The following is a 23,222-nucleotide window of genomic DNA, read 5'->3' as shown; positions in this document are numbered from 1 at the left end:
TTATTCCCGCTGCAATTCCCCCAGTGCCAATTGATCGAACCAATGTGCGTAAATCGAACAAAAGCGCGACGTCGTCGCAAGGATCAGTGCGCGGCCGGCGTGCTCAAAGTCGGGATACTTGGCAAGATAACGTGGATCGAACTGGCTGCCCGCAGGGACGCTATCGCGCCAGAATGGCCATTCATGGTCTTCTTCGATGAAACTGGCCTTGCGCACGTCAGTCCCGGCATTCATACCGAAATTCCTGTCATCCTGATCTGGTGCCGCATCCAGCTTGTCTGCGGGTGCATCCTTTTGATCCGCGCGATTGAGCTCCAGCGGCCAGGCACGCAAATTCCCCAGCGAGCGATGCCAGTCGCGGATCGCGCCCGGCGCCTCATTGCAACGCAAGGCTTGCGGATGGATATGATCGTAGTCCCACGGCCGATTCACGTCTTCCATCTGCCCTGGCAGCGTTGGATCGTAATCGGGAAACCATCGCATGAGCCAGCCACGCTGCGCATAGTCGACGAGGGCGCGCTTGTCCCACAGCCTGTCAAAGAACCTCTGCCAGGCAAGGTGGCGGCGCCCCGTGAGCGTCGCGGCGTCCGTGGCATGGGTGTCTGTTCCGTCCAGCTTCTGCTCTTGCAGCCATACGCGCAAGCCGGATTCAAGCTGGCTAAAATTGTCAGGCACCAGTCGCGAATAATAATGCGTCCACAGCGATTCGGATCGCCAGAAATCGGCATGGTTTGGCCCCGGAAAGCCTTTCTGCCCCGCGGTGACGCGACAACGAATCACCTCTGCCAGCACAGCGGGCGGCACCAGGGGCAACATCACCAGCCCGCCATTATGTATCGGTAACAAAAGCTGATAGCGCTTGGCATTGAAAAAATCGGGCAACAACTTATCATCTGCAATCGAGTGCAGTGCTTCCCATAGACGCGCCACGCACTGTTCGGGCGACTCGGCAAATTCTGCCATCGCCATCAGAAACCCAAGGGAGCGTCGCTGCTGCTTTGTCGATAGCTGGGCAATGCGGATACCAGCTTTTTCCAGGCGCAGAATCCAGGCGGCACTGATAAATAGCAGCTCCAAACCCTTTCCACCCGAAAAAATACTGGCCGCCAGCGTAGGCGGCAATTTCCACGCCGACTTGTCATCCGGGCCGGTCAAGCGCACCAGGTCGAACAACTGCGTGATAGTGCCAAGGCGTGCCCGCTCCACAACAAAGTCTTGAAAAGCATCCAGCTTGGCCGGATCTTTCAAGGCGGAACGAAAAGAGGCAACATCGGGCATCGACGGCGCTTTATCGTTATTCCGGTCTTCAGAAAATGCCAGGTGCAAACGATACAGGAAGGTCACCATATGTTCAGGCGCCACGATACGTTGCTTGCCTAACAGGCTTTCCAATGCCAGTGTCGCACCGGGCCACACAGCCTTGAGTGAAGAATAGATCAAGTCCTCGGTACTGAGCGGAACGCCGGCCGTATTAATACGCACGAATAAAGTTTCAACCGCATCGACGGATGGTTCGCTGCGCTCCTGGGAATTAATTTCCTGCATTTCCATTGGCAATGCACGCTCGCGCATAATAATGGCGGGGATCGTTCTCATCCGCAATTCTGCGCTCAATGCATCAATGATCCATTCCAGGCGGGGGCGGAATTCACCCTCCAACGCTTTTTTCCATTGATCAACTAGACTACTGCCGTCATTTACCATGGCACCGTCATGCCACATGGGCAATGCCGATAATAATCGCAGCAATTCCGCATGCCAGTCCGCGTGCACGGCAGCTTTCAATAAAATTGAAACAGGCATGGGACACACTGCGTCCCAAGGCCACGCCAATTGCAGCGGCAAGGTTGCTCCTCGGGCAGCCGGGTCCTGGGCCACCTTGCGAAAACATGCCAATGCTGAACGAATTTGCGCGTGTTTCAGACGCGTTTCCGGATCCCGTGCGCTGTAGCCCCAGGGGTGGGAACGAGTCAGCAAGCGAAAAAGGAAGGCACGATCACCGCCGGGGCTGTTATTCCCCAGATCGAGCCATAAGGCCGGCCCTTCGCTATATTGCGGATTTGCCCACACATCCAGAAAGCCGAGCGCCACAGCAGTGGCGCGCTGTTGACCATCGAGTAAATGAAAACGGCTCCCCTGATTAATTTGCGCGGTATTGTTTCCCAATTTATACTCGGCATGCCCGAGCCGCTCATCATACGGAGACAGCAAAAGCGATCCTATCGGAAAACCACGGATCAGCGAGTCCCAGAATGCTTCCACTTTGGCAGCCTTCCAGACGGCTCCGCGTTGCAATGCGGGCAATTCAGCGTATATAGGCACATTGTTTCCATTTTCGCGCCGAGGCAATGTATCGTTAATTTGCCAAGACACGATTTCTTCCAATGTCAACAGATAGTTTGATTGGCCGTCCCGCCCTGTATCATTCAACTTCATCTCAGTCCCTACAATCTGGAAAACCACCAGAGTAAGGAAGGGAAACCTATTAATCCATCTTTTTATCTATTTTTCTAAAAATAAAGGCTCTGTCACCGTTAAGTAGGGGATTTCCAGGAATCTTGCTCTGCCTTGGCTGTCTGATTGTACATAGCAGACAAACAGGATCCTTCCATGCAGCACGCCAAATGGAGCCATTTTATCGCGCAGTTAGCCCAGTTACGCCGCCAGCGGCAGGCAGGAATGGCCCTGCTGCGTGGCAACGCGCCACACGACGCCACCGTCGCATCGCTTGAAAGTGTGGCACAGCCGCATTTGGCGTGTCCCAATTGCCACAGCAGTCATGCTCACCGGCACGGCCATGCGCACGGACCGCAGCGTTACCGCTGCGTGCCGTGCGGGCGCACCGTCAACTTGCGCGCCGGCATCCGCATGCGGGGCGCTACCCTTGTACAGAACGTCAACGATTATCACAGCCGCCTGCGCGAATGGCTGCGGCCCTTTCACGATGCGCGGAATCAGGATGGCAAATCGGCCAGTTCCAGCTCCGAAAACCCGGCCCGGCGCCGCGCTTCCAGGTTGAACGGGCCGCGCAGGGTGGGCGCTTCGTAGCGCAGCGCCAGTTCGGCATATGTGGCGCGCAACTCCAGGCCCCTTTGGTCGCACAGGTAGCCGTACCAGCGGTTGCCGATCTCGACGTGCCCCACTTCGTCGCGCAGGATGATGTCGAGGATGGCGGCAGCGGCCAGGTCTCCCGCCTGGGCCAGCTTGGCGCGCAGCGGTGGAATCGCATCGAGGCCCCGCGCTTCCAGGGTGCGCGGCACCAGCGCCATGCGCGCCAGCACGTCGCCGCGCGTCTTGTCGACCATTTCCCACAGGCTGTCGTGGCCGGGAAAGTCGCCATACGTATGGCCCAGCACTTGCAGGTGCGCCTGCAACATGCCAAAGTGCGTCGCTTCCTCCTTGGCCACGCGCAGCCAGTCCGTGTAGTAGTCAAAGGGCAGGTCCGGGAAGCGCCACAGGGCATCGAGCGCCAGGTTCATCGCGTTGAACTCGATATGCGCGAGCGCATGGACCAGCATGGCGCGCCCTTCCGGCGTGATCATCGAGCGCCGCCCCACCAGGCGCGGCGGCACCAGTTCCGGACGCTCGGGCCGGCCCGGCACGGGGCCGGTGGGCGCCAGCGGCGATTGCGCATCGAGCGAAAGTTGCGCCTCGGCCATGGCCGCCACCATCGCCACCTTGGTGGCCGGGTCCGGTTCGAGCAGGCAGGCGAGCGCATACGTGCGCAATTCCTGCGGCGCGGTGAAGGTCAGTGGGGATGTTGCGTGCATGGTGCTTCCTTCGTGCGCGTTCTTGAACAAGGGGCGCAGTGTATCAAATAGCCTGCCCCACCAGCCAGTCCAGCAACGCGTGGACTCTCGCCGGCAGTGTCCGCGCAGCATGCACGAGGTAATACGCCTGCGGGCTGGCCAAGGCAACCTCGCCGAACGGCAAGACCAGCTGGCCGCTGTCGATCCACGGCTGCACCAGTTGGCGCCGGCCCATGGCCACGCCCGCATGGTGGATGGCCGCCTGCGCGCACAGGTCGGCGCGGTCGAAGCGCAGGCTGCGCGTGGGCAAGTTCACCTCGGGCGCCTGCCTGTCCAGCCACAGCCGCCACTCGGCATCGGGCGCGCAGGCGGGCCAGGCCAGCGTATCGTGCAACAGCGTCGCGCTGGACAGGTGTTGCGGCGCATCTTGCAAGCCGTGCTCGCGTGCATATTGCGGGCTGCACACGGGCGCCAGCCATTCATCCATCAGCTTGCGCGAGGCCAGGCCGGGAAAGTGGCCATCGCCATAGTGCAAGGCCAGGTCGACCTGGCCGGCGCGAAAGTCCACGCTATCATTGCCCACGCGCAAATCGATCGACACATCCGGATATTGCGCAGCGAAGCTTGCCAGGCGCGGCACCAGCCAGCACTGCGCCACCGAGGGGCGCGCATGCACGCTGACGCTGCCCTCCAGCGTGTCGCCGCCGGCCAGCGCCGCCTGCAAGCCGTCCCAGCCAATTTGCAGCGCGGCGAAGATGCGCTCGCCGTCGGCCGTCAGTTTGACTTGCCGCGTCAGCCGTTCGAACAGGCGCAGGCCCAGGCCCGCTTCCAGCCGCGCGATACGGTGGCTGACGGCGCTGGGCGTGAGCGCCAGTTCCTGCGCGGCCAACGCAAAGCTGGCATGGCGTGCCGCCACGAGAAACGTGTACAGGTTGGCGAACTGGCTGGCCGTCAGCGTACCTGTGAGCGCCACGCCGGCCGGCATCAATCGGCTCCGGCCTTCAGCTGCGCGCGGCCACGCGCCACATAAGCGGCCATTTCTTGCTTCGGCACCATGCTGCCGCCCGTGCCCCACACCAGGTGCGTGGCGGTATCGAGATGCTGCTGATATTGCGGCGCGGCCAGCACGGCAGGAATGCCCGCGAAACCGGCCAAGGCGGACGGTTCCAGGCGCATGCCTTGCGTTTGCTCAAGCAGCGCCAGCAAGCGGTACAGTTCTTCATCCGTGACGGTGGCGTAGCCGTCGATCAGCCGCTGCATGGCGCGCCCCACAAAGCCGGACGGGCGGCCCACGGCCAGGCCATCGGCGGCCGTGAGGTTGTCGATGCCGATCTCCTGCACGCTGATGCCCTCGTGCAAGCCCGTGTGCACGCCCAGCAGCATGCACGGCGAATGGGTCGGTTCGACGAACACGCAGTGAACGGCATCGCCAAAGGCCAGTTTCAAGCCGAAGGCCACGCCGCCGGGGCCGCCACCGACGCCGCACGGCAGGTACACGAACAGCGGGTGCTCCTCGTCCACCGCGACACCGGCCGCTTCGAACTGGGCTTGCAGGCGCTGGCCCGCCACCGCGTAGCCGAGAAACAGATCGTGCGAGTTTTCATCGTCGACGAAGTGGCAAGTCGGATCATTCTCCGCCTGCCTGCGCCCCGCTTCCACGGCCACGCTGTAGTCGGTCGCGTATTCGACGACGGTGACGCCGTGGCTGCGCAATTTATCCTTCTTCCATTGCCGCGCGTCAGCCGACATGTGCACGGTGGCGCGAAAGCCCAGGCGCGCGCTCATGATGCCGATCGACAAGCCCAGATTGCCCGTGGAACCGACGGCGATCGCATACTGGCCGAAAAACGCGCGCACGGCATCACTGGCCAGCAGGCTGTAATCGTCGCCCTGCTTCAGCAAGCCGGCGTCCAGCGCCAGCATTTCCGCATGTTTCAGCACTTCATAGATGCCGCCGCGCGCCTTGATCGAGCCGGAAATGGGCAAATGGCTATCCTGCTTGAGCCACAGCTGACCGCTCGTCATGCCCAACGTTGCCTGCATGGCCGGCAGCGGCACGACGGGTGACTCGATGATGCCGCCGCTGGCCTGCGTTTCCGGAAACGCCCTGGCCAGGTAGGGCGCGAAGCGCGCCAGGCGCGCGCTGGCGTCCGCCACGTCGGCCGCCGTCAAGCCCACGTCCTGCAAGGCCTCGGCCGCTGGCGCGATGCGGGGATTGAACCAGCTCAAGGGCTGCAAGGCCATCAATTCTGTAATCAGGGGAAATTTTTCGCACAGCGCGGTGATGGCGGGAGTGGGCAGCATGGCAACCTCGTCAAGGAACAAGCCATGATTAGACCGCATCCGGGCGCCGCTGGCAAAGGATGGTTGATCAGGCAATAGGTGACGGAAGATCATCTGTCATGATGACCCGGCTGCTCCCTATTTCAATTTGATGTACAGATGCATGGCAGGATTCTTTTCACTTTGAACTTCTTTGACTTCAACGAAAGGAAGACGACGCACCAGTTCGCTCAATTTCTGGCAGCCATAGTGGCGCGGATCGAAGGCCGGATTATTCTTTACGATCAGACTACCAACGCCACCCAAGGACGCAAAACCGTCGTCACGCGCTGCGGCGATGATGGCCTTGCGCAGCACTTCCTGCGTATCTGCGTCGAGGGAGACAGGCGCCAGCGCATGCAACGTTTTTTGTTGTTTTCCCGCCAATGGAGGCAGTGTTACCGGCCGCAAAATCTCCGTATAAACAAATTTGTCGCAGGCGGCAACGAAGGCCGGCGGCGTCTTTCTTTCACCAAAGCCGTACACGGCCAGTCCTGATTCGCGAATCCGTGTTGCAAGGCGCGTGAAATCACTGTCGGACGATACCAGGCAAAAGCCGTCCAGCTTTTCAGAGTGCAGCAAATCCATGGCGTCGATGATCAACGATGAATCGGTTGAATTTTTCCCTGTCGTATAGCTGAATTGCTGGATCGGCTGAATGGCCATCAAATGCAGGGTTTCCTTCCAGCCTTTCAAATTGGGCGTGGTCCAGTCTCCATAGGCACGCTTCACCGATGCGGTACCAAAGGTGGATACCTCAGTCAGCAATTCCTTGATAATCGACGCTTGCGCATTGTCTGCGTCGATCAAGACTGCCAGCTTGGCATTACTTGTCATAATTTTGGGGCTTCAAAAAGTTGAGATTCCGGAGGTGGCTCAATATCAATGCACACGGGCCAATCAGGTAGCCGCAGTGTATGTGCAGTCCCTACTATGCAGTCAAATGTTCCGGCAAGCAATATCCAAACCTGCACCTGATCCCTGTCGATAGCTAAATTTAATTCCTGAATGCACTATCGATTAAAGAAAAATTTCCACAAAGGCACAAAAATAAGTTATCTTTAAGGCAAACAAAGGGGACATTTTTTCTCTTTTCTACTGAGGCAAAAATGCGCTCCAACAATGACAAAGCCAATGCTACGAATATGGACATCCTCGACTGCGCAAGGCAGGACGATCTGACAGCCCAAAAGGTCGAGGTCGGCATTATCTTCCAGGAAATGCTCGATACTGCCACGGCCGCCGCCTACCTTGCCAGGAACAAGGTGCCGATTGCTACCGCGCTGCGCGTCCTGACGGGGTCACGGCGAAAAAAGAGCGGCGGCGAAAATTGATGGCGTTGTGGCGGATGGCCTGGGGCGCTGGATAATCGACGCCGGGCACGCCCGCTCTCCAGATTTTCCAGCCCTTCATTTGCCAATACCAGCGACCTGTCGATGGCATCGGCAAGAGGACTGCCCGACGTAGGCCTGTGCGGCAAATACCAGAGCCAGGATGCCATCGAGAATACCAAATGACCGTAAAAAGAAACAGGCGCACATCGTCGCAAGCACCTGACTAGATCGATGCGGTGACTCCCGCAGACGCCTTCCACCACCGGCAGGAGGAAGGCGCCATAGCCAATTGCCAGCCTTAGAACTTCAGCTGCAGCCCCAGATCAATCGACCTGCCCTCGGCCGGCAAGGCTTGCAACGCCCCGCCATTCGCTTTAAGCCCCGACAAATACACGCCACCGAGCGGGTCCGCATACGCGCGGTTGAACAGGTTGCTCACGCCCGCGCTCAGGCTGGCCATCTTGCTCAATGCCACGCTGCTGCGCAGGTTGACGAGCGCGTAGCCGCCCGTCTCCGGTTCGAAGCGGCGCGCATCGACCTTGTCCTTGCGGGCAACGATCTTCGTTTCGATGCGGCTGCTCCAGGCGCCCAGCTTGTGCTCGACGGCCAGCAAGGCGTTGAACGGCATCATGCGGTACAGGTCGCCGCCATCGCTGCGCTTGCCCCGCGTGTAAGCTGCATTGCCACTGGCGATCAAGCTGCCCCATTGGCTGCTGCGCGCCAGCGGCAGCTGCAATGCCAGATTCACGCCATACAGCTTGGCGTCGTGGTTGGCAAAGCGCAACAAGTTGCCATTCGCGCCCATTTTCATGTACGGGTGGAAAGACGCCAGCACGTCGACGTCGATGTAATTGTCGACCTTACTGTAGTAGGGGTTGACGCGCAGGAACCAGCCCTGCTCGCCGCCGCCATGCCAGTCGGCCGTGAACGCGGCCGTGTAAGCCGTCTCGGGTTTCAGGTCGATATCGCCCACATAGCCGTTGCCATCGCCAAACCAGTTGGTCATGGTCATGGCCATCGAGCCGCGCCCCCACGAATAGCGCTCGTACAGATTCGGTGAGCGCACCTTGCGCGCCAGCGCGAATTCATAGCTGCTGGCCGTATCCGGCGTGAAGGTCGCTTGCGCCGTCGCATCGATATTCGTGTCGCGCTGGCTGCGGCTGCGCGCATTGAAGGCCCGGGCGGCCATCAGGTCCGGCATGTTCATCATGTTGGTACCATACGCTTGCACGTCGCCCGACTCCATGCGCACGGATTCGCCGCGCACGCCCAGCACGCTAGTCCAGCGCGCATCGTGCCGCGTTTCCAGCTCGCCGAACAGCACGGTGCGGTCGCGCTTGCCGTCGTTGATGTTCAAATAGGTGCGCGGCCCCATCATCATGGAACCGGGCACGGCAGGCCAATAGTCGTCGAGGCGGAAACCGTGCCACTCCTGGCCCAGGCGCAACTCGCCCGCAGCCATCGGCAAGCTGGCCATCAGCGCATAGCCCGTGTTGCGTCCATGCGTAATCATCGGCATCGTGCCCGTGCGCTCGGGCGAGAAGAAGCCCATTTCATGGTCCGTCTGCTGCCAGTAGGCACGCGCATCCAGCACGCCCCAGCCGAACTCGCCTTTGTAGGCGAGATTGGCGAACTGGCCGTGGTTGTCCGTCATGTCCATATACTGGTTCGGAAAACCCTGGTACGGGATATGCTGCACGCCGGCGCGCAGGGTCAGCTGCTGTCCATCGCGTTTCGCCGCCAGCACGATGGCCTGGTTGATGCTCTCGAACATGCTGGCCAGCACCTTGTTGCCGTGGCCATCGTCATAGCTGTGGCCGCGCGTGTAAGCGCCGTTGTAGCCGATGCTCAGCGTGTCGCTGCCGGCCGAGGCATTCACGCTGGTCGCCACGCTGTTGTTGACGCTGCGTCCCGAGACGGCAAAGCTGCCTTGCGTCAGCAGCGCCGCGCCGGGCTGGGCGAACACGGGCGCGTTCGATTGCACTTCGATGGTGCCGGCGATGCTGTCGCCACCCGCGCTGACGGGTGTGACACCCGCGATCAGCCGGATGCGCTGCACCTGCTGCGGGTCGATGTACGACAGCGGCGCATTCATATGATTGGCGCAGGCGGAGGTCAATTCCATGCCGTCGATGCGAATCTTGATGCGGTCATCCGCAAAGCCATTCACTACAGGCAAGCCGGATACGCCGCCGCCGGCCGCCACGCTGTAGCCGGGTGTGCTGCTGAGCATCAGGGCCGTGTCGGCGGCGGGACGGTAGCCGTCACCGATGGCTGTCACAATGACTTTCATCTCGGGCAAAACATCTTCAGCGCGCGACTGGGCCACGGCAGGCATGGCGATGGCGAGGGAAATCAATAACGGTAAATGTTTCATGGTGCTGCTTTCAGATTCTGTATAGGTAAGACGAACATACGCAAGCGCACGGCACGCGTGGCGCAAGGCAGTTCAGGGAAAGGGACAGATCAGAAAGCGGCAGGCGGGCCACGGGGATGGGCGGGCGTCCAGGCGAACAGCGGCGTGGCGGATTGGTAGAACAGCTCGGGCAGCAAGCCCGTGAGGACTTCTCCGGAAGCGAGCACGAGGGAGGTAGGCGGAAGCGACAAGGTGTCCGCATGCATGCTGCAGCACGGGCAATCGCCCATGCGCATGCCCTGCTTTTCAGGAGCGGAGGGTTCTTGCGCATCGTAGCGGGCGGGCATGGCTTGCATGCCGCCCGCCACCGAACAGATTTCCAGGCTGGGCACGGCCATGCCGCTGGCGACCGTCAGCGCGCGCGACACCGTAGGGGCGAGCGTGGCCAGGAAGATGGCGATACACGCGATCCACAGGACGATGCTGGCCTTGCCTTTGCTGATGAACATGGCAACATTGTATCAAAGCAAGCGCCCTGTGCACAGGGCGCAAGTCAAACCTGACTTACAACGCCTAACAAAACCGTGGCGAGCGGAAGGAAGGCTCGGCGCCCCCGTTGGCTTGAGAAGCGCAACTGTACGAAGGTACGGGGGCGCCGAGCCAGTGAGCATCGCAGGCCGCAAATTACGACGCGCAGTAGGTTTTGATAGGCGTTCTTACAAATCCACCTTCATCGACAGCTTGATGGCGCGCGGCGCGCCGGACGCCAAACGCGTGCCGGCGCCGGCCCAATAGCGCTTGTCGGCAAGGTTCTCCACGTTGAGTTGCCACACGACGGCCTTGTTCATTACCGTGCTGGCATAGCGGGCGCCCGCGCTGAAAAGTGTCACCCCGCCGAGGAAAGCCTGGTTCAGGTCATTGACGGGACGGGCGCTATAGTAATACGCGCCACCGTTGACGGACAGGCCCGGTACAAAGTCAAACGCGTAGGCGAGAAAGGCGCTGGCCGTGCGTTTCGACGCGTTTTCCGGCGCCTTGCCATTGTAGTCGGCGTTGATATGGGCAAACTCGGGGGCGAGCAACTGCGCCGACGTCTGCCACGACAGCTGGCGCGTCAGCTTGCCTTGCGTCGACAGTTCCACGCCACGGTAGCGCTGTTCGCCGTCCGACGTAAACACATTGCTGGCATTCGTGTAATAGCCGGGGCGCGTGATGTCGAACAGCGCGGCGGAGACCAAGGTGCCGCCCGGCGTCAGCCAGCGTGCGCCCACTTCCTGTTGTTTGCTCACGCCGGGCGCCATCTTGACGCCCTGGTTGGCGGTGCCCGTCGGGCCCGTCTCGCCCTCTTCCAGCCCGCGCGCCGTGGACGCGTAGAACGACAGCTCGGGCGTGGCCTTGTAGATCAATGACGCCATCGGCGTCGTCTTGCTGACGTCATAGTGGCTGCCGCCCTGGTCGCTTTGGTAGCTGCTGCGCCGCACGCCGATGATACTTTGCCATTGCGGGCTGAAGACCATGCGGTCAAGCGCGTACAAGCCCGTGTCACGGGTGTCGAGCGCGGCCGTCGTCGGCGAAGCCGGCTTGGGACCGAACACGACATTCGTCACGGGCACGGGGTTGTACAGGTTTTGCGACGCAATCGTGTAATTGCTCTGGTAAATAGGATCTTGCGACTTGTCCGTGCGCGAGGCGCCCAGGGTAAGTTCATGGGAGATAAAACCCGTGCTGAAATTGCCGGCCAGTTCCGCGCGCAGCAAGTCCGACGCGGTCACGCTGTGCTGGATATTGCCCGTGATACGCCCCGCCCCCGTGGCCAGTGCTGCTGCGTTATTCAGGCGAAAGATCGCCAGGCGGCGGTCGCGCGCCGTTTCCGAGTGGCCCGCTTCCACCGTCAGGGCCCAGCCGTCCGTGACGGCATAATCGGCGCGCAATTGCGCGTTTTTCGTCTGCGCTTCGAAAGCCGACCAGTCGGGGCCGATCAACTGGCGCGGATCGACGGCGCGCGGCAAGCTGATCACGCCTTTCACGGCCGTGGGCAAGGCCACGCCCGCCTGCTCCGTCACCTTGCGGCGCTCATATTCCAGGTCCGCCTTCAGCAGCAGTTTATTGCTCACGCGCCAGTCGAGCGCCGTGGAAATGAAGCGGCGGTTGCCGTTGCCGACATGGTCCAGCCAGGAACCCAGGGTGCCGCCGGCCGCGTTGATGCGCACGCCAAATTCCTGCTGCGCGCCAAAGCGGCGACCCACGTCAATATTTGCCACGGCACTGCCACGGTCGTCGAGACTCAGGCCCATGCTGGTGACGGGCTGGCTGCCCGCCCGCTTGGTGACGAAGTTGACGACGCCGGCCGGCGAGGTAAAACCGTAGTACAGGGCCGAGGCGCCCTTCAGCACTTCCACCCTTTCCTTGTTTTCCATGGGCACTTGCGAGAAATTCATGATGGGCATGGAGCCGTTGAGGCGGTAATTCGTGCGGTTTTCCACGGCGATGCCGCGTATCACCAACTGATCCCACGTTTCGCCGCCGTTTTGCTGGCGCGTCACGCCGGCCGTGTTGCGCACGGCGTCGTACAGGCCGGACACGGCTTGCTGCTCCAGCAATGCGCGCGTGATCACGTTGACGGTCGAGGGCACGTCCATGATGTTGGCGCCACGAAAGCTGCCCGCCTCCGTCGTGACGGGCACCAGGCCTTGCGCGCGCGCGCCCGTCACTTGCACGGCTTGCATGACTTTCTCATCGCCAGCCGTCAGATCGTCCTGGCCGCTGGCGGCATGGGCCGCATGGGAAGCGAAGGCCAGCGACAGGGCGGCGGCGACTGGAAGCAAGCGGGTGCGAGGAGAGACGACAGGCATGACATCGGGCTTTCAATGAGAATATGTACAAATGGAAACTTACGGTTAGCGGCCATGATACCGATAATGAGAATCATTATCAAGTGAGGGTGAGTTTGTGTGAGTTTTATAGAAGAAACAAGGCCACCATGGCGCCTGTTATCATATGAACACGTTTGCATTTTGCAGACGAGGCCGCAAAGAGGCATACTGACAGTCACGGCGCACCCGATGCGCCGCCCAACAAGATCAAAAGGTAAGTTCGTGAACACAATCGACAAGAAAAGCGTGCAGACGAAAACATTTCGCTGGAAACGCTGGCAGCGCTGGGCCGTTGGAACAGGCTGCGCCCTGGCCGCCTACAGCGCGGCCGGCTTCTGGCTGGTGCCCTACGTCATCAAGCACCAGCTACCCAAATTTGCAGAGAAAGAACTCGCGCGCCAGGCCAGCATCGCCGATGTGCGCTTCAACCCGTTTACCTTGCGCCTGGAAGCGGACCAGATCGCTTTCAGGGAAGCGTCCAGCGCAAACAATGCGCCGCTGCTGTCCATCGGCGCCCTGGCCGTGCAGCTGGAATGGAAATCCATCGTGCGTCGCGCCTGGAGCCTGGCGGAAATCCGTATCACGGCGCCGCAAGCCCAGCTGACGATCACGCCGGATGGCAAGTTCAACCTGGCTGAAGTGCTGGCCACCTGGCAACGCAACCATCCTGAAAAAAGCGAAGGCGGCATGCCGCGCCTCGTCATCGGCCATTTTGCGCTGGAACAAGGCAAAGTGGACTGGCATGACCAGAAGGCGGGCTACGCGGACAACTTCACGCCGATCAACTTTACGCTCGACAATATTTCGACCCTGCCTGACACCAACGGCAGCTACAGCCTCAGCGCCGATGCGGCGCGCGGCGGCAAGCTGCACTGGCGCGGCACGGCCTCGCTCAGCCCCATCCGCGGCGAAGGCGAACTGATACTGAACGACGCCTCCCTGCCCGGCCTGGCCGCGTATTTGAAAGCGTATACGCGCGCCACGGTGACCAGCGGCAAGCTGTCGGCGCGCCTGCCCTACGCCTTTTCCTATGCCGACGGCGCACTGCAAGCGACCGTCAAAGGTGCGGGCCTGGCCTTGCGCGACCTGGCGCTGGTGCGCGATGGCAAGGGAGAAGCATTTACGTCGCTGACTACCTTGGGCATTGCCGGCGTGAACGCCGACCTGGCAGGCCAAAGCGTCACGGTGGACAAAATCAATCTGTACGGCGGCAAGGTGGCCGTGCGGCGCGACAGCAAGGGCGAGATCGACGTGGCGAACCTGATGCTGCCTGGCAATCCCGCACCAGCAGCAGCGGCCGCCGTGCCTGCCGCACCAGCCAGGCCGGGCAAGTGGAAGGTGGACTTGCATCAACTGGCGCTGGCCAACGTGGACGTCTCCGTCATCGATGAAACCGTCTCGCCTGCCCTGCAGCTGAGCGCCAGGCAGTTGCAGATGAACTTGCAGCTGGCCTTGCAACAGGGGCCATCGGGCATGGCCACCGTCATCGACGGCGCGAATGTCAGCCTGGCGGATCTGGCCATGCAGCGGGGCGCGCAAACGCCGTTCAAACTGGCCCGATTGGGTTTTACGGAAGGCAAGATCGACCTGGCCGCGCATACCGTGCACCTGGGCGCCGTGACGGCCAGCGGCGCGCAGATCGACTTGGCGCGCAACCGCCAGGGAGAATTTGCGATTGCGCAACAGCTGCCCGTGTTTGCCTCACGCAAAGCCGACGCAGGCAAGGAAACGCCGTCCGCGCCCTGGTCCACCAAGGTAGACAAGGTAGAACTGAGCAAGTTCGGCGCCCGTTTCGATGACGCGGGCACTGGCATCAAAGGCACGCTGCAGGATGCGCGGCTCTCCTTGCACAAGGTCAGCAACGATATGAAACAGGCGCTGCCGTTCGAGCTGGGCGTGGGCTTGCGCGAAGGCGGCTTGCTCACGGCCAAGGGCAAGTTTGTGCCGGGCACGGGCGCCGTCGATGCGCAGCTGAATCTGCAACAGCTGACCCTTGCGCCCGTGCAACCCTTGCTGGCGCAGCATGTGAAACTGAAGCTGGCAGGCGGCACGCTCTCCGGCAGCGGCCGCCTGACGACGGGCGGTGGCGCGCCGAAAGCGCCAAAAGTACGCTATGAGGGCGGCGTGGATATCGCCGGCCTGGTGCTCAATGAAACGGATGGCAAACGCTTCGCCTCGTGGAAAAGCGTGCGCGCCGACAAGCTGACGGCCAGCGTGGGCCCCGATTTTGTCGACATTCCCGAGCTGCGCGTGGTGGAACCGAACGCCCAACTGATCATCGAAAACGACCGCAGCCTGAACGCCCAGCGCCTGCTGGTGAAGGCGCCCGAGCCGGCGACTGCGCCAGCTCCAGCAACCGCCAGCGCGCCCGCCGCTGCAGCGCCGGACGCCGCCTTCCCCGTGCGCGTGCGCCGCGTGCGCCTGCAAAACGCCAAGCTGGACTTTGCCGACCTGAGCTTGCGGCCCCAGTTCGCCGCCAAGATTTATGAACTCAATGGCGTCATCACGGGTCTGTCGACCAAGCGCGATGCGCGCAGCCAGATCGAACTCGACGGCCGCATCGACGAATTCGGCCTGGCCCGCGTGCGTGGTCAATTAAATCCGTTCGCGCCGACCGACAACACGGACTTGAACGTGGTTTTCAAGAACGTCGACATGGTCTCCGCCTCGCCGTACACGATGAAGTTCGCCGGCTACAAGGTGGCCGAAGGAAAGATTTCGCTGGACTTGCAATACAAGGTGCGCAACCGCCAGCTCGACGGCACCAACCAGATCGTGCTCGACAAGCTGACACTGGGTGAACGCATCGACAGTCCGGACGCCTTGAAACTGCCTTTGGAACTGGCGCTGGCCATCCTCAAGGATAGCGACGGGCGCATCGACCTCGGTTTGCCCGTGTCGGGCGACATGAACGACCCGCAATTCAGCTATGGCGCCCTGATCTGGAAAGCCGTGGGCAATGTGCTGACAAAAATCGTCACGGCGCCGTTCCGCGCACTGGGCAACTTGCTGGGTATCAGCGCCGACAAGCTCGAATCGATCGACTTCGATGCGGGCAGCGCCGTGCTGCTGCCGCCCGAGCGGGAAAAGCTCAAGCAAGTGGCGCAAATCCTCGCCAAGCGCAAACAGCTGAAGCTGGCCGTGCCGGGCCAATACAGCGACACGGACGGGGCCGCTCTGCGCGCCCAGGCCGTGCGCCGCGCCGTGGCCGCCAAGGCTGGCATCAAGCTGGAAGCGGGCGAAGAACCGGGACCGTTGAACCTGGGCGAACGCAAAGTACGGGGCGCCCTGCGCGAGCTGTACGGCGAACGCTTCGGCAAGGCCGAACTGGACAATCAGAAAAAGGCGGCGGAGTCGGCCGTACCAGCCACCGCAGCGGCAGCGGCAGCCGCCTCCACTGCGACGGCGGCAAAAATCCCCGTCCTGCAGCGCCTGGGCAAGCTGATCGAAGGCGAACCGCAAGTGGCCGACACGGGCGCCTTCTATAACGGCTTGCGCGAGCAGCTGGAAGCCAGGCAACCCTTGCCTGCCGATGCCTTGAATAAACTGGGCGCCCAGCGCAGCGCAGCGATTCTGGCGGCCCTGCAGCAGGACGGCACGCCGGCGGCCAGGGTCAGCGCCGGTGCGCCGGAAAAAACGCAGGCCGCACCGGGCAAGCTGGTGGGCTTGAAGCTGGGACTGGCGGCGCAATAAGCCAAAAGCAAAGTGCCGGGATCAACCCCTCAGGGTCCGATCCCGGCACTTTCCGGCGCCCTCCCCTTTCTACTTTTTCTTTTCCACAGCCTCGTCCGGCAAGGCAAACGCCACCAGGCTATCGCCCATCTTCGTGCCCAGCGAACCGTGGCCACCGGCCATCACCACCACATACTGCTTGCCCGTCCTGTCGGAGATGTAACTCATCGGCGTGGCCTGGCCGCCGGCAGGCAGGCGGGCTTTCCATACGGTTTTGCCGTTGCGCACGTCATAGCCGCGGATGGTGTAGTCGAGCGTGCTGCTGAGGAAGGCCACGCCACCGCCCGTGGTACTCATGCCGCCCAGGCTAGGTACGCCCAGCGGCAAGGCGATGGGTACGGGGGCGCTGTCGCGCGTGGTGCCGTTCTTGTGCATCCACACTTTTTTCATGGTGCGCAAGTCGACGGCGGCGATATAGCCCCAGGGCGGCGCCTGGCAGGGGAAACCCAGCGGCGACAGGAAGGGCTTGATTTCCACGGCAAACGGTACGCCCGTCTGCGGTTGCAAGCCCATTTCCGACCCCGTGCCGCCCTGCGCATTGGCTTGCGCGCGCGGCACCAGGCGTTCCAGGAAGCCCATGTAGTCAGGGTTCACCAACAGCAACTGACGCACGGGATCGACGGCCGCCCCGCCCCACTCGAAGATGCCCAAAGGACCCGGCGAGATGATGGCGCCCTTGATCTTGCCTTCGGCCACCGTTTGCGGCGTGAACGGCCCCTCATAACGGTGCTGGCGGAAGATGATGCGGCAAGCGAGCTGGTCGAATGGCGTAGTGCCCCACATATCCGTTTCGCTGATATGTTTCTCCGGCAGGAAAGTGAGGGCCGAGAACGGCTGCGTGGGCGACAGCTTGTCGCCAGGCGCGGCGTTGGCCGTCGGCACGGGTTTTTCCGGCGCCGGCACCACCAGGCTGCCGTCGCGCCGGTCGATCACGTAGATGTCGCCGCGTTTCGTCGTGGCAACAACCGAGGGAACTTTGCCTTTCGGCGTGTCGATGTCGACCAGGGTGGGCTGGCCGCCGATATCCATGTCCCAGATATCGTGGTGCACGGTCTGGTACACCCAGCGCACCTTGCCCGTGGCCAGGTCCAGCGCGACGATGGCGCTATTGTATTTCTCGCCGTTCGGGTTGCGCTTGCCGCCCCAGGTATCGGGCGTTTCGTTGCCCATCGGGATGTACACCATGCCCAGTTTTTCATCGACGCTGGACACGCCCCAGGAATTCGGTGAATTGTTCGTATAGGTCTTGCCGTCAAGAATCGGCGCCGTATCGTCGGGATTCGCGGCATCCCAGTTCCACATCAGTTTGCCAGTGACGGGATCGTAGCCGCGGATCACGCCCGAGGGTTCTTCCGTGGAAAAATTATCGGTGACGCTGGCGGCCATCACCACCACGTTTTGCGCCACGGCCGGCGGCGAGGTCGGCATCAGAAAGCCCCGCTTCTTCATGCCCATGCCGTGGTACAGGCCGATCACGCCATTGTCGCCGAAGCTTTTGCACGCTGCGCCCGTATCGGCATTGATGGCGATCAGGGTCGCATCCATGGTGGGCGCGAAGATGCGGCGCGGGCACTCCATGCCGGCCGCCTCGGGCGCCGGGTCGTCCTTGGCGCGGCCCGCATTGACGTCCCAGTACGCCACGCCACGGCAAATCATGTGCTGGTAGCTGGACGCATCGCGGTTGATCTTCGGATCGTGGCGCCACAGCTCCTTGCCCGTGTCCGGGTCCAGCGCGATGACGATGCTGTGCGGCGTGCACAGGTACAGCATGCCGTTCACCTTCAGGGGCGTGACTTCGTTGGCGATCTCGTGCGGGTCGTTCGGGCCCTTGAAGTCGCCCGTGTGGTACACCCACGCCTGTTTCAGCTGCGCGGCGTTGGCCGGCGTGATCTGCGCGGCCGGCGCGTAGCGGTCGCCATAGCCGGAGCGGCCATACGCGGCCCAGTCGTTGGGCGCCACGCCCGGTGCGATATCGCCTTGCGGCGCGGCCGCCATGCTCTCGGGCGGCACTTCGCCGTGCAAGGTATAGTAATCCTGGAACAGCGAGAACACGCCCACGGCGGCCGTGGCCACCACGGCGGCGGCCAGCGCGCTCTTGCCAGCGTGACGCGGTTTCGCTGCGGCGCTCACCGACGGAGCGAGCCGGCGGTCGACGAACGGCAGCAGCAGCCAGACGGCGGCGGCAAACCAGATATCGAGGCGCGGCAGCAATTGCCACCAGTCGAACTTCACTTCGATGACGGACCAGATCAGGGTGGCGAACAGCAGCAGCGCGAGAAACAGCTGGGCGCTGCGCCGCCCCTTCCACACCAGCACACCCGTGATGAGCATGCCGATGCCGGCCACGACGTAATACCAGGAGCCGCCAAGGCTGACGAGCCAGGCGCCGCCGCCCGCAAGCGCCAGGCCCGGCAAGATGAAGATGACTGCAGTGAGGATAAGCAAGGGTCCAGGCCGGGCAGAGGCAGTCATGATGCTCCTTTACAAGAGTCAGTCGGAGACAGGCGATTGCGCACCGTAGTTGATGGCGATCAAGGAGTTCCATTTTTTCACTATTTGGCAAAGCATGGCACACGCGAGAACGCGCTATCCGCGTGGCGTTGCTTTTCATCACAGGCCATCACCGCCAGCCCGCCTTCTCTCTGTGATTTCAAAAAAAAATACAAAATAAATCAAATAAATAACAAATATCTCGAATAAATCAAATTTATATCGTAAAATGAAAATCATAAACCCTGACAACCGAATTTCCCGATTTTCAACCTTCTCGTGGAGCGGCACCCATCATGACCATCGCCAAACGCCTGTATGCATTGATACTCTCCGTCGTCCTGGGACTGGTCGCCCTGGCGGGTTTCAGCATCTATGAAATGGACCGCGTGTACACGGCGGCCAGCTATGCCACCGCCAACACCGTTCCCAGCCTGCTGACGCTGCACGATGCATTCGTGCCTTTTTCACAAGTACGCGCGGCTGTCTGGCAGCATCTGGCCAGCAAGGATGCCGCCGCGCGCGACAAACTGGAAGCGGACATCGTCGAGGCACGGACGGCCATCGGCAAGGCGCTCGACGTGTATGAAAAAGAAGATATTACCGATGATCAAGACCGTACGCTGCTGGCCGCCGACCGCGCCGTACTGGCCCGCTACGATGCCATGCGCGGCAAGGTCCTGGCCCTGTCGAAGGCGGGCGAGCTCGACGCGGCGCGAGACTTGCTGATGCAGAACCAGCCCATCATCAAGGAACTGGTCGACGCCTTTACCGCTCATCACCGCTACAACGAAAAGCTGGGCAACACGGGCGCGGCCGAAGGCGCCGCCACCGCTGCCAGCGCGCGCTGGATTTCCAGCGGCCTGGCCTTGGCCGTGATGATACTGGTGGCCGGCATGGGCCTGCTGCTGGCGCGGCGCATCGCCGCTTCGCTCAAGAATGCCATCGAGGTGGCTCACACCATCGCAGGCGGCGACCTCAGCGTGCAAATCAGCGCCACCTCCAAGGATGAAGTGGGACAACTGATGACAGCCATGGCCGAGATGAGCGAGAGCCTGGTGCGCATCGTCGCCGAAGTGCGCTCCGGCACGGAGACCATCGGCACGGCCTCGAGCGAGATCGCGGCAGGCAACCTCGACCTGTCGGCACGCACGGAACAGCAGGCCGGTTCGCTGGAAGAAACCGCCTCGGCCATGGAAGAACTGACGGCCACCGTACGGCAAAACTCGGACAATGCCCGCCAGGCCAAGCAAATGGCCGTCAGCGCTTCAGACAAGGCGGTACGGGGCGGCGAGGTGATGGGCGACGTGATACGCACCATGGAAGCGATCGACAGCGCGTCCAACAAGATAGCCGACATCATCAGCGTCATCGACGGCATCGCCTTCCAGACCAACATCCTGGCCCTGAATGCGGCCGTGGAAGCGGCGCGGGCGGGCGAACAAGGACGCGGTTTTGCCGTCGTGGCGACCGAAGTGCGCAACCTGGCGCACCGTTCGGCGGCGGCGGCCAAGGAAATCAAGACACTCATCAGCGACTCCGTGGAGCAGGTGGAACAAGGTGGCAAGCTGGTCCAGCAAGCCGGTGCGGCCATGACGGAAGTGGTCGATACGGTACGCAGCGTCACCGACATCGTCAGCGAAATCTCGGCCGCCAGCGCCGAGCAAAGCACGGGCATCGACGAAATCAACCGCGCCATCACGCAAATGGATGAAGTCACGCAGCAGAATGCGGCGCTGGTCGAAGAAGCGGCGGCGGCATCGCAATCGCTGCAGGAGCAGGCGAGCAAGCTGTCCAGCGTGGTCGGCGCCTTCAAGCTGGCGCAGGGCCAGGCCAACGCGGCGCAACACAGTACGCCGGTGCGCCCCGCCCCAGTCCCAGCCGCCAAGCCTGCAGCGCGCAAGGCGGCGCCGCTCAAGCTGGTCGCACAGCGCGACCCCGCTCCTGCCCGCAGCACGGCCAGCGCCGGTGCCGGCGGCGACTGGGAAGAATTCTGAACCCGTCGTCATGCAGGCTCACCTGCATCGATCATCCCGGAGCATCGCCATGACATCCGTTGTCAACCACTCTCACTGCATGCAGGCATAGCCATGAACTCCTTCCTCGCGGTCCATCCTTACCTTCGTTGCGACGATGTCTCGCTGATGCGGCCGGCGCTGGCGCTGGCGGGCCTGTTGCTGCTGCTGGCCGCCCTGCTCTGGCGCCGCCTCCACTGGCACCAGAGCAGGGCGGCAGCCAGCACGACAGCTGCCGATCTGCATCAGCAGCTGCAAATGCGCAAGGCCACCGAGCCGGCCAAGACAGCAGACACGGCAGACACGCCACCGCCGCCACAGCCCGAGGCGCTGGACACGCCGCCGTTCGAGCTGGCCCGCCTGGACGCCATGTTCGGCTACGACCGGCGCTTGCAAAGTGAGATTCTGGCGCTCTTCGTGGCCGAGACGCGCGACCGCCTGGCCGGCATCGCCCATGCGCTGCGCTGCGAACGCCCGGCCCCGGCACGCGTACTGGCCCAGGAAATTGTCGACAGCAGCTACGCCATGGGCTTGCTCCCCTTGCACGCACTGGCGCGCCAGGCCGTGCATGCGGGCTTTTCCAACGATATCGGCGCGCTGCGCCGCCTGCATGCGGACCTGCTGATGGCGCTCGACGTGCTGTCGCAAGCGGTCACGGCCCTGCAAACTGGCGCCGCGCAGGTGGATGACTGCAGCGGTATCGGGAGCCGGCCATGAATGCGCCGCTCGATCTGGCGAGCCTGCTCGGCGGCGCCATCCTGCCCTCGCCCGCCTGGCGGCGCCACTGGCTGGCGACCTTGTTACAGCAACAGGTGCCGTTCGATGAGCTGGCCGAACAACTGGGCTGCGATCCAGCCCTGACCGGCAAGGTCATCGGCCTGGCGAATGGGGCCGTGCCACCGGGCGCGCGCCAGCATGCGGCAGTCGACGCCGCGATGCTGGCCGCCATCGGCCTGCCCGCCCTGCGCCAGGCGTTCGCCATCCCGGACCGGCCGACGGCCACGTGTGCGCACTTCGACGAACAGCGATTCTGGTCGCACTCGCAGGCCATGGCCTGTGCCGCGCGCGTGGTGGGCGACGCGCTGCAACTGGCACCGGCCAAAGAGCTGTACACTTGCGGCTTGCTGGCCAACATCGGCCAACTGGCCTTGGCCGTGCTGCATCCGCAAGCGTATGGAGAACTGCTGGGCCAGCACGGCAGCGCTGCCAGGGCGCTGCTGCTGTGCGAGGAATCGCAGCGCTTCGGCCACCATCAACTGGCGCTGTCAGCCAGCCTCATGCGGGGCTGGGGCATGCCGGACATCCTGTGCGACGCCGTGCGCTGCCATGCCGCGCCGCCCGGCTTCGGGCAGGCCGGACGCATGACAGAGCTGGCCTGGCTGCTGCAACTGGCCAGCAGTTTCGCCGACCTGATACTGCGCAATGGCGTGGGGCCGCGCGGGCCGGCCACGGCCGCCGCGCGGGTACTGGGTCTGGAGGTGGAGCAAATGGAAACGCTGTTACGCCACAGTAACGCGGAGTGGAGCGAATGGCGCGCAATCCTGGAACCGCACGCCCATATTGCCCTTGGCCGCACGCGCAGCAGAATCGGGCCCACCGCGCGGCAGGTTTTTAATGAATTCATCTAATTTGTTGAAATTGATTTTTTGTGCGTGATTGCGTATCATTCCATTCAACTTCATCCTCGACCATAAAGTCCATCATGCACACTGCAGACGTATGCACTACCCAAAAGGCTGCCGAAATACTCGGCATCTCGGTCACATCGGTGCAGCAACTGGTCGAGGCGGGCGTTATCGAAGCCTGGAAGACCAAGGGCGGCCACCGGCGCATTCCCCTCGCGGCCGTCGAGGCCTACAAGGGCAATCCCGGCCAGCAAGGCCAGGATCAGCGCGCGGCACGCGCCAGCCGCCCCGCTGCATCGGGCCGCCCGCCGTCCATCCTGGTGATCGAAGACAATCCGATCGAACGCGCACTGTATGAAAAGCAGATCGGCTCATGGGGCTTGCAGGCAAGCTTGCGCTTTTGCGAGAACGGCTACCAGGCGCTGATGGAAATCGCCCGCGACCAGCCCGACATCCTGCTGGCCGACATCATCATGGAAGGCATCGACGGCTACGAAGTGATCCGCACCATCCTGTCCGACCCGCTGCTGGCGGACATGCATATCGCCATGCTGTCGAGCCTGACGCCGGAAGAGCTGGAAGAACGCGGTGGCGTGCCGCCCGGCGTGGTGTTCTTTGCCAAGCCCGTCAATTACGACGAGCTGCGTGGCTATCTGCGCGCCTGTTGCGCCGGTCATGCGCGGCGCAACAGCCTGGCCGCCTAGTCCGCCAGCGCTTTCCCCGCTT

Annotated in this window: 15 protein-coding genes and 2 pseudogenes; 8 read left to right on the top strand and 9 right to left on the bottom strand. The window is 62.4% G+C overall.

Annotation, left to right across the window (positions count from 1 at the left end; genetic code table 11):
- Positions 1 to 2,436: a DUF262 domain-containing protein gene (locus FJQ89_RS03600; RefSeq protein ID WP_141169078.1), complete on the bottom strand. Its 2,436-nt coding sequence runs from the start codon at positions 2,434 to 2,436 to the stop codon at positions 1 to 3.
- 174 nt (positions 2,437 to 2,610) lie between these two features.
- Between FJQ89_RS03600 and FJQ89_RS03595 the strand changes: the two are divergent.
- Both FJQ89_RS03595 and FJQ89_RS28690 read left to right on the top strand, forming a co-directional pair.
- A pseudogene (locus tag FJQ89_RS03595) lies at positions 2,611 to 2,862 on the top strand (IS1/IS1595 family N-terminal zinc-binding domain-containing protein); the annotation flags it as partial.
- Positions 2,845 to 2,943, top strand: a pseudogene (locus tag FJQ89_RS28690) (IS1595 family transposase); the annotation flags it as partial. The pseudogenes FJQ89_RS03595 and FJQ89_RS28690, both read left to right, overlap by 18 nt.
- An 11-nt stretch (positions 2,944 to 2,954) precedes the next feature.
- Here the strand turns inward: FJQ89_RS28690 and FJQ89_RS03590 are convergent.
- From FJQ89_RS03590 to FJQ89_RS03575, 4 genes are all read right to left on the bottom strand, one after another.
- Positions 2,955 to 3,770, bottom strand: a complete 816-nt coding sequence (locus tag FJQ89_RS03590) for a ferritin-like domain-containing protein (protein WP_141169077.1) — start codon at positions 3,768 to 3,770, stop codon at positions 2,955 to 2,957.
- A 43-nt stretch (positions 3,771 to 3,813) separates the two neighbouring features.
- The gene (dsdC, locus tag FJQ89_RS03585; RefSeq protein ID WP_141169076.1) at positions 3,814 to 4,734 is read right to left on the bottom strand and encodes a DNA-binding transcriptional regulator DsdC; all 921 of its coding nucleotides are present in this window, start codon (positions 4,732 to 4,734) and stop codon (positions 3,814 to 3,816) included.
- Entirely contained in the window at positions 4,734 to 6,053 is a 1,320-nt protein-coding gene (locus tag FJQ89_RS03580; RefSeq protein WP_141169075.1) for a D-serine ammonia-lyase, read from the bottom strand. The genes dsdC and FJQ89_RS03580 overlap by 1 nt, the downstream gene beginning before the upstream one ends.
- Before the next feature lie 117 nt (positions 6,054 to 6,170).
- Positions 6,171 to 6,908: an NYN domain-containing protein gene (locus FJQ89_RS03575; RefSeq protein WP_141169074.1), complete on the bottom strand. Its 738-nt coding sequence runs from the start codon at positions 6,906 to 6,908 to the stop codon at positions 6,171 to 6,173.
- Between the two features lie 308 nt (positions 6,909 to 7,216).
- Between FJQ89_RS03575 and FJQ89_RS03570 the strand changes: the two genes are divergently transcribed.
- Positions 7,217 to 7,405 carry a hypothetical protein gene (locus FJQ89_RS03570; RefSeq protein WP_141169073.1) on the top strand — a complete coding sequence of 63 codons (189 nt, stop codon included), beginning with the start codon at positions 7,217 to 7,219 and terminating at the stop codon, positions 7,403 to 7,405.
- Positions 7,406 to 7,703: 298 nt separating this feature from the next.
- Here FJQ89_RS03570 and FJQ89_RS03565 read toward each other — a convergent pair whose 3' ends face one another.
- The 3 genes from FJQ89_RS03565 to FJQ89_RS03555 all read right to left on the bottom strand — a co-directional run bounded on the left by FJQ89_RS03565 (position 7,704) and on the right by FJQ89_RS03555 (position 12,613).
- A complete protein-coding gene (locus FJQ89_RS03565) occupies positions 7,704 to 9,782 on the bottom strand; it encodes a TonB-dependent receptor (protein WP_141169072.1) in 2,079 nt (692 codons plus the stop codon).
- A gap of 89 nt (positions 9,783 to 9,871) precedes the next feature.
- The gene (locus FJQ89_RS03560; RefSeq protein WP_141169071.1) at positions 9,872 to 10,270 is read right to left on the bottom strand and encodes a DUF2946 domain-containing protein; all 399 of its coding nucleotides are present in this window, start codon (positions 10,268 to 10,270) and stop codon (positions 9,872 to 9,874) included.
- 207 nt (positions 10,271 to 10,477) lie between these two features.
- Positions 10,478 to 12,613 (bottom strand): TonB-dependent siderophore receptor, encoded by a 2,136-nt coding sequence (locus FJQ89_RS03555; RefSeq protein ID WP_141169070.1) that lies wholly within the window; start codon positions 12,611 to 12,613, stop codon positions 10,478 to 10,480.
- A 243-nt stretch (positions 12,614 to 12,856) separates the two neighbouring features.
- Between FJQ89_RS03555 and FJQ89_RS03550 the strand changes: the two genes are divergently transcribed.
- Positions 12,857 to 16,327 carry a DUF748 domain-containing protein gene (locus FJQ89_RS03550; RefSeq protein ID WP_243136404.1) on the top strand — a complete coding sequence of 1,157 codons (3,471 nt, stop codon included), beginning with the start codon at positions 12,857 to 12,859 and terminating at the stop codon, positions 16,325 to 16,327.
- 69 nt (positions 16,328 to 16,396) lie between these two features.
- Here the strand turns inward: FJQ89_RS03550 and FJQ89_RS03545 are convergent, their stop codons facing one another.
- A complete protein-coding gene (locus tag FJQ89_RS03545; protein ID WP_141169068.1) occupies positions 16,397 to 18,838 on the bottom strand; it encodes a membrane-bound PQQ-dependent dehydrogenase, glucose/quinate/shikimate family in 2,442 nt (813 codons plus the stop codon).
- Positions 18,839 to 19,152: 314 nt separating this feature from the next.
- Here FJQ89_RS03545 and FJQ89_RS03540 point away from each other — a divergent pair, with 314 nt between their 5' ends.
- From FJQ89_RS03540 to FJQ89_RS03525, 4 genes are all read left to right on the top strand, one after another.
- Positions 19,153 to 20,853 carry a methyl-accepting chemotaxis protein gene (locus FJQ89_RS03540; protein ID WP_141169067.1) on the top strand — a complete coding sequence of 567 codons (1,701 nt, stop codon included), beginning with the start codon at positions 19,153 to 19,155 and terminating at the stop codon, positions 20,851 to 20,853.
- A 93-nt stretch (positions 20,854 to 20,946) separates the two neighbouring features.
- On the top strand, positions 20,947 to 21,588 hold the full coding sequence (locus tag FJQ89_RS03535) for a hypothetical protein (RefSeq protein WP_141169066.1): 642 nt from the start codon (positions 20,947 to 20,949) through the stop codon (positions 21,586 to 21,588).
- On the top strand, positions 21,585 to 22,499 hold the full coding sequence (locus FJQ89_RS03530; protein ID WP_141169065.1) for an HDOD domain-containing protein: 915 nt from the start codon (positions 21,585 to 21,587) through the stop codon (positions 22,497 to 22,499). Before FJQ89_RS03535 ends, FJQ89_RS03530 begins: the two co-directional genes overlap by 4 nt.
- Before the next feature lie 74 nt (positions 22,500 to 22,573).
- On the top strand, positions 22,574 to 23,200 hold the full coding sequence (locus FJQ89_RS03525) for a response regulator (protein WP_141169064.1): 627 nt from the start codon (positions 22,574 to 22,576) through the stop codon (positions 23,198 to 23,200).
- The last annotated feature ends 22 nt before the right edge of the window (positions 23,201 to 23,222 follow it).

This window comes from Janthinobacterium tructae, from assembly GCF_006517255.1.
GTDB classification, from domain to species: Bacteria; Pseudomonadota; Gammaproteobacteria; order Burkholderiales; family Burkholderiaceae_D; genus Janthinobacterium; species Janthinobacterium tructae.
Note: the sequence above shows the minus strand (reverse complement) of the source record. Positions and strands in the feature narration are given on the sequence as shown.